Origin of the sequence: Leisingera sp. (assembly GCF_034669605.1) — a bacterium.
Taxonomy (GTDB): Bacteria; Pseudomonadota; Alphaproteobacteria; order Rhodobacterales; family Rhodobacteraceae; genus Leisingera.
In genome coordinates, this window is record NZ_JAXMOX010000285.1 from 1 (window position 1) to 4,409 (window position 4,409).

The following is a 4,409-nucleotide window of genomic DNA, read 5'->3' on the forward strand; positions in this document are numbered from 1 at the left end:
GCACCGGCCGCACAGACGCCGCCGTCACCGCTCGCGCGAGCGCCAGCCGCCGCGGCGGCGCGGCGTGGCACTGCCTTGCAGCCCGTCGCGCAGCACTGCGGTCATCGGGTGGTCCGGATTGGCGCCGCCGTATATCTCCAGCAGCGCGCCAATGTCTTCCCGGCTGTCGCGGGCCGAATCCATGCCCAATGCCCAGTCAAAGAATATGCTGCGGCACTGCGCGCCGGTGATGCCGTCGATCCGGTAGGATTCGTAGATCAGACCACGCGGGTCCTGTTCAATGCTGCCCTTCATCCGCCTGTTCCCCTTCCAAGGCCTCTGCAATCAGCGCCGCACAGCGTTTGTAACGGGCCTGCAATTCCTGCTCCAGCGCATCCAGCCGGGCGTATCCGGTGGTGCGGCAGAGGAACTGCGCACCGCCCTCCCCGATCGTCCCGGCCTCGATCGCCTTGCCGGAAAGCAGCCGCGCTGCGCATTGCACCGACCAGAATAGCCGGTAACTGGCGGTCAGGTATTCTGCATCCGCGTCATTCAGCCATCCGGCAGCGACAGCGCCCAGCAGGCCGGCGGCCACATCGCGGGCCACCGAAACGGAAGTGAGCGCCCCGGCCTGCGACAAAAGCTCGATATCCATCATCCGCCCGGCGCCGTTCTTGGCGTCCCAGACGCCAGTCGGCGTCTTGGCGGCAGCCAGCCGCGCGCGCATCTGCGCCACCTCCTGCAGCACCATGGCAAGGTCCCGCGGTTTGGCGAGGAAACCGGCGCGGAAGGTTTCGATTTCGGCGGCAAGCCCGGCGTCGCCCGCAACCACGCGGGCCCGGGTCAGCGCCAGATGCTCCCACACCCAGGCCTCGTTCTGCTGGTAACTGGTAAAGCCGGCCAGGCTGACCGCCACCGGCCCCTGGTTGCCCGAAGGCCGCAGGCGCATGTCGACTTCATAAAGCTTGCCCTGGGCCATCGGCGCCGATAGCGCGGTGACCAGCGCCTGGGTGAGCCGCGCGTAATAGGGCCGCGTGGCCAGCGGGCGCTTGCCCTCGGACATGTCCGCACCGCCCGGATCATAGATCACGATCATGTCGAGATCGGACTGGGAATTGATCTGCCCCGCGCCCAGCGATCCCATTGCCAGCACCGCCGCGCCGCGTCCCGGCGGGGGGCCGTGCTTGCGGGAGAACTGCGTCACCACGTCCGGTGCGATGCCGGCAATCACCACTTCGGCCAATTCCGCGTATTGGACCCCGGCCTGATGCCCGTCGATCAGCCCGCGCAGGTGGTGCACGCCGATGCGGAAGTGCCATTCCTTGCACCAGCGGCGGGTGGCATCGAGCCGGGCCTCGTAATCGTCTTCCTGCACCAGCCGGTTTTTCAGTTCCGCCCGCAACTGCTCCGCCCCCGGCCAGAGATCAAAGAAGGAACCGCCGATCACCGCATCAAACACCCCGGAATTGCGGGACAGGAAACTGGCCAGCTCGCGCGAGGTGCCGGCGATATCCACCAGCAGATCGATCAGCTGCGGGTTGGCGCCGAACAGCGAGAAAAGCTGAACCCCGGCAGGCAGCCCGGACAGGAAACCGTCCAGCGCCACCAGAGTCTCGGCCGGTTTGGCAGTTTTGGCGACGCGCGACAGCAGCTCCGGTTTCAGCCGCTCGAAGATCCGCGCCCCGCGGGAGGAGCGCAGCGCCGGATAGGTCGGCCACCGGGCGATAATGGCGCCATCCAGCTCGGCGGTGTTTTCTGCCGCGGCAGATGCGCCCGGCGTGCCGCCGGGCGAGAAGAAGCCTTCGGTCAGCTCATGCACTTCGGTCAGCCGGTCCCTGATTTCCGCCGTCAGTTCCGCCGGATCGCGGTCCATCAGGCAGGCGATACGGGCAATGCCATCCTCGGATTTGGGCATCTGGTGGGTCTGGGCGTCATGCACCATCTGGATCCGGTGCTCGACCTCGCGGTGGGCGCGGTAATGGGCCGAGAGGATTTCTGCCGTGTCCGGCGGCACCCAGCCCTTGTCCGCCAGCGCCGCCAGCCCCTCCACCGTGCCGCGCAGGCGCAGGGATTCGTCGCGCCCGCCGGCGATCAGCTGGCGGGTCTGGGTGAAGAACTCGATCTCGCGGATGCCGCCGCGGCCCAGCTTCATGTCGTGGCCGGGCACATGCAGGGCGCCGCCGGTGCCCTTGTTCTCGCGGATGCGCAGGCGGATGTCATGGGCGTCCTGGATGGCGGCGAAATCCAGGTGCCGCCGCCAGATGAAGGGACGCAGGGTGGTCAGGAACCGCTCCCCCGCGGCGATGTCGCCGGCACAGGGGCGGGCCTTGATATAAGCGGCGCGCTCCCAGGTGCGGCCCAGGCTTTCGTAGTAGCGCTCTGCCGCTTCCATCGCCAGACAGACGGGGGTGACCGCCGGATCCGGGCGCAGCCGCAGATCGGTGCGGAACACATAGCCGTCGCCGGTGCGGTCGCTGAGGGCGGCACACATGTTCTTGGTCGCGCGCACCATGCCCTGGCGCGCCTCATAAAAGTCATCCGGGTCGAACCGGGTCTCGTCGAACAGGCAGATAAGGTCGATATCCGAGCTGTAGTTCAGCTCATGCGCACCCATCTTGCCCATCGCCAGAATGGTAAGCCCGCCTGCGGTTTCCACGTCGTCTTCGGTCAAGCCGGGCAGTTTCTTGCGGCGGATCAAAGCGGCGATTTCGGATTTTATCGCGACGTCCGCGCACAGCGCCCCGAAGTCCGTCAGCGCCCCGGTCACCTGTTCCAGGCTCCAGCCGCCGGACAGGTCGCAAAGCGCCGTCAGCAGCGCCAGACGGCGTTTGGCCTGCCGCAGTCCCGGTTTCAGCCCGTTGCCTTCCAGCGCCCGGCTGTCCGCAAAGACCGCCGCCAGCGCGGTTTCAGGATCCTGCAGCGCCTGCGGCAGCCAGGCAGCCTCGCGCGCGGTCAGCTCCATCAGATAGGGGCTGCAGCCGCAGGCCCCCGCCACCAGATCGGCCATCGCCCCGGACAGGTCCGGCACCAAGGCGCGTGTTTCGGCGCCAAGGTCCGGATCAAAGGCACGGGGCATGCGGGTGATGTTCAGGGCAGTGGTCATGCGCCGAGACTGTGCCCGCTGCAACGGCGCGTCAATGGCCGAATTGCCGCCCCGCAGTGCAAGTTTACGCAGGGTCAGGAATACCCGAATAGCTGGGCTGCTTGCGTTAAGCTACCGTCAGGGCGCGGTTATGCTCCGGTTCGGGACCATTTCGATGTAAAGAGTATCTTGGTAACAGGGGATGCCGGGCGGTGCTGGGAGCGCCCAGGCTTGCTTGGGATATTGCGCTTTCTGCAGTGTTGTCACCTGAACGGCCTGTGGACCGGAAGCATGACCGTGCGATCCTCGGTACGGACCTGAGCTTGGTGATTACATGTTCGGGGCGCCGCTGCGCCAACGCTGATGGCGTTTCATCCTGAGACACCAGCCTGGCAGCCTAAGGGCAGGAGCAGATCCGTGCCGCAGCTCCGCAAGACCAGGAACCGGCCGCGCCATTGCGCCATCCCGCGCCATTGGGCCGAGTGTCCCGCTGCATACATGCAGAAGCGCCCCGCCAAACCGGCCTCTTCGTGGCGCCGATGGGTAATGTAAAATAGTTTCACATTACCCTTGAACCCGGGCCGCCGGCTTCCGATATGCTGATATGTGAAAGGGATTTACATTCACCGAAACCTGGAGGACGCCGATGACGAGTTTCACCCCAACCGCCCCCCATGCACCCGTGCTGGGCTGGTTTTCCCGCAGCGAAGCCTGGATGGACAGCAAGGGCAAAGGCGCCTGGATCGCCGCCATGGTGCTGGGCTTCGTGTTCTTCTGGCCGGTGGGTCTGGCCCTTCTTTTCTACATGATCTGGAGCAAACGCATGTTCAGCAAATCCTCCTGCCGCCACCGTAAGGCCTGGGCACGCCACGGATATTCCGCAATGCGGCCTTCGGGCAACAGCGCCTTTGATGCCTACAAGGCTGACACGCTGAACCGCCTGGAGCAGGAGCAGCATGACTTTGACGCCTTCTTGCAGCGGCTGCGCGAAGCCAAGGACAAGGCCGAGTTCGACGCGTTCATGAATGAGCGCGCCAAAGACGCAGCCCGCAGCGATGATCCGGAAGAGGACGCCGGCGGCGGCAGCCCCAAGCCCCTCTGATCTGACCGGTCCGCACCCGTACCGGCTGCCCCGCCCCTTTCCGGGCGGGGATCCAGCCGGGCCCTTCGGCCCCCTTCCCCCCGCAGTGCAAAGGACTGTTGCAAATGACCGCCCTGCCCGACCCCGACTACCAGGCAGAATTTTACACCTCCGTGCCCGCCAAACGGCTGATCGCCTGGATCATCGACAGCATTCTGATCTTCACCATCAGCGCCGCCGCAGTGGTGCTGACGGCCTTTACCGGGC

3 protein-coding genes and 1 pseudogene are annotated in these 4,409 nt (G+C 66.0%); 2 read left to right on the plus strand and 2 right to left on the minus strand.

Going from position 1 to position 4,409, the window contains the following annotated elements; translation table 11 throughout:
• Positions 1-24: 24 nt before the first annotated feature.
• Both VOI29_RS22770 and VOI29_RS22775 read right to left on the minus strand, forming a co-directional pair.
• Positions 25-294: a hypothetical protein gene (locus tag VOI29_RS22770; RefSeq protein ID WP_323783953.1), complete on the minus strand. Its 270-nt coding sequence runs from the start codon at positions 292-294 to the stop codon at positions 25-27.
• Entirely contained in the window at positions 278-3,082 is a 2,805-nt protein-coding gene (locus VOI29_RS22775; RefSeq protein ID WP_323783955.1) for a glutamine-synthetase adenylyltransferase, read from the minus strand. The genes VOI29_RS22770 and VOI29_RS22775 overlap by 17 nt, the downstream gene beginning before the upstream one ends.
• Positions 3,083-3,707: 625 nt before the next feature.
• Here VOI29_RS22775 and VOI29_RS22780 point away from each other — a divergent pair.
• On the plus strand, positions 3,708-4,163 hold the full coding sequence (locus VOI29_RS22780; RefSeq protein WP_323783957.1) for a DUF2852 domain-containing protein: 456 nt from the start codon (positions 3,708-3,710) through the stop codon (positions 4,161-4,163).
• A gap of 104 nt (positions 4,164-4,267) precedes the next feature.
• A pseudogene (locus tag VOI29_RS22785) lies at positions 4,268-4,409 on the plus strand (RDD family protein); the annotation flags it as partial.